We start from the raw sequence: 5,032 nt of genomic DNA, 5'->3' as shown, positions 1-5,032 counted from the left end.
ATCATCGGCGATGGCATGCTGCGCGAGTTGGCCTACACCGGCCGCCAGTTCGGCGCCGAGCAAGCGCGCAGCATCGGCCTGGTCAATCGTGTGTACCCCGATCAGGAAAGCCTGTTGGCCGGTGTACTGGAAATTGCCCAGGAAATCGCCACCAAGTCGCCGATTGCCGTGACCGGCACCAAGGCCATGATCAGCTACATGCGTGACCATACAGTCAATGATGGTCTGGAATACGTTGCCACCTGGAACGCAGCTATGTTGCAATCCAACGACCTGCGCGTGGCCATCGCGGCCCATATGAGCAAGCAGAAACCCGAATTCGTGGATTGACTGACATGACCCCAGGCTGGATTACCACCACACTGCTGGACAACGACACTCCCGGCGGCCTGGCCGTCGCCCGTAGCCGCGACGGCTTTTTACACGACGCCAATGGCCCGCTGTTCCCGCGCGAATGGCTCAAGCGCCAGGACCTGTCGGTGTTTGCCGAACACGGCATTGGCCATCTCGACGGCGAGCCGGTGTACCTGCTGGAACTCAACGCCGCCAGCGCCGTGCCTGGTTGCAGTTGGCAAGGCCTGCGCGGCTTTCTGCTGCAAGGTGATCACACCGTGTACAAAGTGCTGGGCTACGCCGCGCAGATCGGCACCTGGGCGCGGGAGCATCGTTTTTGTGGCAGTTGCGGCCAGGCCATGGTCCAGGTGCCCCGGGAGCGGGCGATGTTCTGCGAGGCCTGTGACCTGCGCAGCTACCCGCGCATCTCGCCGAGCATGATTGTGCTGGTGACCCGTGGCGATGAGGTCCTGCTGGCGCGTTCGCCGCGCTTTGTCCCCGGGGTCTACAGCACGTTGGCGGGGTTTGCCGAGCCGGGCGAGTCGGCCGAAGACTGCCTGATCCGCGAGGTGCGCGAAGAAGTGCAGGTGGAGGTCAGGAATATCCAGTACATGGGCAGCCAATGCTGGCCGTTTCCGCATTCGATGATGCTGGGCTTCCATGCCGAGTACGCCGGTGGCGATATCGTGCCCCAGGCCGATGAGATCGAGGACGCGCAGTGGTTCAACATCCACGACCTGCCGCCGTTGCCGGCGTCACGCTCGATTGCGCGTTACCTGATCGACCTCTACGTGGCCCGCCGCTTAGGCCACGCTGAACCAGTGCTGCCAGGCTAGGCGCACCGTCAGGCCGAGGACCACGGTGATAAACACCGGGCGAATGAATTTGGCGCCGCCGCTGATTGCGCTGCGTGCGCCAAAGAACGCGCCGCCCATCACCGAAACGCCCATGGCCAGCCCGACGATCCAGTCCACCGAGCCGTTGATGATAAACACCGACAGCGCCGCCGCGTTGCTGACGAAGTTCATGCTGCGCGCTACGCCGCTGGCTTTGACCAGGTCGATGGGGTGCAGCAGCATCGTGCTCACCGTCCAGAACGCGCCGGTGCCGGGGCCGGCTACGCCATCGTAGAAGCCCAGGCCGAAGCCTTGGGTGGCTTGCCATTTCTTCTTGATCGGAGCGTCGCCCTCCAGCGGCGCCTTGGGCGTACCGCCGAACAACAAATACAGGCCACAACCGAAGACGATCACCGGGAGCATCTTGTTCAGGGTTTCGGCAGGCAGGTAGTGGGCGACGATGGCGCCGGCCAGGGCGCCGACAAACGTACCGACGATGGCGTGTACCCACTGGCGCGGGTGGAACAGCTTGCGCCGGTAGAACGTGAAGCTGGCGGTGGCTGAGCCGAAGGTGGAGCTGAGTTTATTGGTACCCAGCACCAGGTGGGGCGGCATGCCGGCCGTGAGCAGGGCCGGGGTGGTGAGCAAGCCGCCACCGCCGGCGATGGCGTCGATGAAACCGGCGATGAACGCGACGACGGCCAGGATGGCGAGGGTGGTGAGGTCTACGCTGAGTTCGAAGGGCATTTGGCAGGGCTTATAGTTGGCAGGGCGCTATGCGAGAGGCCGCCATCTTACCTGCCTGATGTACGCAGCTCCAAATGTGGGAGGGGGCTTGCTCCCGATTGCGGTGGGTCAGCCAGCTTGTGTGTAACTGACCCACCGCAATCGGGAGCAAGCCCCCTCCCACATTCAAACATTGCTGGCCTGGCTATTTGTGGGTGCCTAGCCACTCCAGCGCTGTGCGCCAGATGCAAATTCCGAGGAAGTACGCCGACATCAGCGACCACAACCCAAACGTCCACGGGTTGGTGTTCGGGTAATCCACCACCATCAAAAAGCTGCACAGCAACCAGATCGTGGTCACCGCGATGTTGATCGGCATGAAGCGCTTGACCCGGAACGGGTGCAGGAACTTCATCGGCGTCACGGTCAGCAGCGCCAGGCCAATCACCGTCAGCAACGTCACCCACGCGGCGGGCTGGATGATATACACGCAGAGGGCAACCACGTTCCAGGCGGCGGGGAAGCCGACGAAGTAGTTGTCCTTGCTTTTCATATTCACATTGCAGAAGCAGAACAGCGACGACACCAGGATCACCGACACCGTGAACAGGTGGGTAAAGTCCGGCAGGTCGATATAGCGGTAGATAAACAGTGCCGGAATAAACACGTAGGTCAGGTAATCGATCACCAGGTCCAGCACCGAGCCGTCAAAGCTAGGCAGCACCGTGCTGACATTCACGCGGCGGGCCAGGGAACCGTCGACGCCATCGACCACCAGCGCCAGGCCCAGCCACAGCAGGCAAGCCTTGGGCGAGTTTTCCAGCAGCGCCAGTGTGGCGAGGAAGGCCAATACCACACCGGTGGCAGTAAAGCCGTGGGCGCCCCAGGCTTTCAGTCTGGCTACATGCAGGGTCGATATCACGGGCGGTTCTCCAAAGGGTGAAACGGGCCAGCCGACGCTGTGACAGCGTCGAGTCTGGCCAGGGAATGCAGGTATCGACCGGGAAGGGGGGGATAAGGTTCACCATCCCGGTAATTGCTTAGCGTAGCAAGCGTGGGACGTTTCGGCATCAGCCCTGGCGGAATACCAAGGCTTTCAAGCCACTTTGCCGATCGATATCCGGGAATTCCGGTGGGTTATCCAGCCGTTCGACAAAGCGCAAGCCCGGTGCTTCGCGGGTGACGCCGTCGATCAGGAAGTCCTCGCCAAACGCCGGGTCATTCATGCACGCCAGCACCGTGCCTTGTGGTGTGAGTAAATCCGGCAGGCGGCGCAGCACGCGCTGGTAGTCCTTGGTCAGCAGGAAACTGCCTTTCTGGAAGGACGGTGGATCGATGATCACCAGATCATAAGGGCCGCTGTGGATGACCTTGGCCCAGGACTTGAACAAATCATGGCCAAGAAAGGTCACGCAGCTCAGATCATGACCATTCAGGCGATGGTTGTCGCGACCGCGGCTCAGGGCGCCGCGGGCCATGTCCAGGTTCACCACATGCTCGGCGCCGCCTTCGATGGCCGCCACGGAAAAACCACAGGTGTAGGCGAACAGGTTGAGTACCCGCAGCCCGTTGGCCTGTTCGCGCACCCAGTTGCGGCCGTAGCGCATGTCGAGAAACAGCCCGCTGTTCTGTTTTTTACCGAGGTCGATCAGGTAGCGCAGGCCGCCTTCGGTAATGGTCAGCTCATCGATGGCGTCGCCCACCAGCCATTCGGTGGTGCTTTGCGGCAGGTAGCGGTGTTGCAGGGCCACCGTGTGAGCGCCGTACTGCGCCCATTCGAACTGAACCAGCAGCTGTTTCAACGCTTCCAGTTGCGCTGCCTCCGGTTCCTTGAACAGCGCGACCAGTACCACGCCCTGCAACCAGTCCACGGTCAGTTGCTCCAGGCCCGGCCAGCAACGGCCGCGCCCGTGGAACAGACGCCGGGTTTCAGTCGGTGCGTTGGCCAGGGCGGTCAGCAGGTGGGCGTGCAGTGTGGCGAGGGCGTCTGGGTTCATCGTTGAGCGTCGTTCATTGAGCGGGCGGCATTTTAAACACAATGGCGGGGTTTCGGGGGGTTGGAGCACAACGTGCCGGGAAACGTCTGATTGGCAGCGATTCATGCTCGAAATACGCTTTTTCGCGCCTTGCATCAGGCAAAAAATCCTCAGCCATCGACATAAACTGAAAAAAAGCCTGGAGGTGCCCATGAATGGTTTCGCGAGTGCAGTGAATCACACCACAACGGATCAGCTCGCTGGTGATCAAGTCGAGCAGGACGAATGGCGGCACCGACGGCTTCGGTCGCCGTGATACGCGGGCGGCGATTGAGAGCTATGGCCTCCAGGCGGAGCGTGCAGCTTCCTGAGTCTAAATGTGGGCGGGGGCTTGCCCCCGATTGCGGTGGGTCAGTGCCCCATAAGCTGACTGACACACTGCTATCGGGGGCAAGCCCCCTCCCACATTTTAGTGTTGTGGTGTGTTTTAGAGCGTGGCGACCAGGGCTGGCCCAAAGGCCTCTTTCAAGAACACGGGGGCGATATACCGCTGGTAATGCGCCTCGGACAGCAGGAAAAACTCGCGGTCAATCCCATCGCGCAAATCCGCCAGGCTGTGCTCGCGAAACTCCGGTAGCAGCACCAGGCCATACGCATCCAGCTTGGAAATCACCCGCGCACCCCGGGCAATCAACTGGTAGGCCCAGCAATACGGCGACTGGTGCGGCATAAAGCGAATCTTTCGGCTTTCCAGTTGCTGGCGCAGCCGCTGTGGGTCGAACACGTCCAGCTTGGAGGCCATCACCTGCACCAGCAGTTGCTCAAGTCGCAACCACACGGCGTGCTTTTCCTCGGCGTTGTAGCCATTCCACTGGATGACTTCATGGTGATAACGCTTGCACCCGCGGCAGACCAGGTCACCGTAAACGGTGGAACACAGGCCGACGCAGGGGGTCTTGATGGTTTGATTGGGCATAAAAAAACATCGGCAGGTGAAACAACACGGCCCCTGAAGGGGCCGTTTTTTCAATCAGTCCCAGCTCAACGCACCGCCAGTCTGATACTCGATCACACGGGTCTCGAAGAAGTTTTTCTCTTTCTTCAAGTCCATGATCTCGCTCATCCATGGGAACGGGTTGGTCGTCCCTGGATACTCTTCCT

7 protein-coding genes and 1 pseudogene are annotated in these 5,032 nt (G+C 61.0%); 2 read left to right on the top strand and 6 right to left on the bottom strand.

Annotated features, from left to right (window positions below; translation table 11 throughout):
• Window positions 1–330 (top strand): enoyl-CoA hydratase-related protein (locus L9Z73_RS25120; protein ID WP_247406862.1); only part of this gene is annotated, 330 nt, incomplete at its 5' end.
• 5 nt (window positions 331–335) lie between these two features.
• Entirely contained in the window at window positions 336–1,169 is an 834-nt protein-coding gene (gene nudC, locus L9Z73_RS25115; RefSeq protein WP_247406859.1) for an NAD(+) diphosphatase, read from the top strand.
• Here nudC and L9Z73_RS25110 read toward each other — a convergent pair.
• The 6 genes and pseudogenes from L9Z73_RS25110 to L9Z73_RS25085 all read right to left on the bottom strand — a co-directional run.
• Complete coding sequence (locus tag L9Z73_RS25110) at window positions 1,137–1,916, bottom strand: TSUP family transporter (protein WP_247406856.1); 780 nt, start codon at window positions 1,914–1,916, stop codon at window positions 1,137–1,139. The two genes, nudC and L9Z73_RS25110, sit on opposite strands and share 33 nt — an antisense overlap.
• Before the next feature lie 184 nt (window positions 1,917–2,100).
• Entirely contained in the window at window positions 2,101–2,817 is a 717-nt protein-coding gene (gene pcsA, locus L9Z73_RS25105) for a phosphatidylcholine synthase (RefSeq protein ID WP_247406854.1), read from the bottom strand.
• A 148-nt stretch (window positions 2,818–2,965) separates the two neighbouring features.
• On the bottom strand, window positions 2,966–3,892 hold the full coding sequence (locus L9Z73_RS25100) for a class I SAM-dependent methyltransferase (RefSeq protein WP_247406852.1): 927 nt from the start codon (window positions 3,890–3,892) through the stop codon (window positions 2,966–2,968).
• A 13-nt stretch (window positions 3,893–3,905) separates the two neighbouring features.
• Entirely contained in the window at window positions 3,906–4,166 is a 261-nt protein-coding gene (locus L9Z73_RS25095; protein ID WP_247406851.1) for a hypothetical protein, read from the bottom strand.
• Window positions 4,167–4,358: 192 nt separating this feature from the next.
• Window positions 4,359–4,847 (bottom strand): DUF1289 domain-containing protein, encoded by a 489-nt coding sequence (locus tag L9Z73_RS25090; protein ID WP_247406849.1) that lies wholly within the window; start codon window positions 4,845–4,847, stop codon window positions 4,359–4,361.
• Between the two features lie 54 nt (window positions 4,848–4,901).
• Window positions 4,902–5,032 (bottom strand): annotated as a pseudogene (locus L9Z73_RS25085) (ribonucleotide-diphosphate reductase subunit beta); the annotation flags it as partial.

The sequence above is a fragment of the Pseudomonas emilianonis genome (assembly GCF_023072625.1).
GTDB classification, from domain to species: domain Bacteria; phylum Pseudomonadota; class Gammaproteobacteria; order Pseudomonadales; family Pseudomonadaceae; genus Aquipseudomonas; species Aquipseudomonas paraveronii.
This window is presented reverse-complemented; position numbering and strand designations above follow the sequence as displayed.

What these genes read in the sequence shown, in the direction of transcription:
- L9Z73_RS25110 (WP_247406856.1), bottom strand. Translation starts at nt 1,916, where the DNA reads ATGCCCTTCGAACTCAGCGTAGACCTCACCACCCTCGCCATCCTGGCC.
- L9Z73_RS25090 (WP_247406849.1), bottom strand. Translation starts at nt 4,847, where the DNA reads ATGCCCAATCAAACCATCAAGACCCCCTGCGTCGGCCTGTGTTCCACC.
- nudC (WP_247406859.1), top strand. Translation starts at nt 336, where the DNA reads ATGACCCCAGGCTGGATTACCACCACACTGCTGGACAACGACACTCCC.
- L9Z73_RS25100 (WP_247406852.1), bottom strand. Translation starts at nt 3,892, where the DNA reads ATGAACCCAGACGCCCTCGCCACACTGCACGCCCACCTGCTGACCGCC.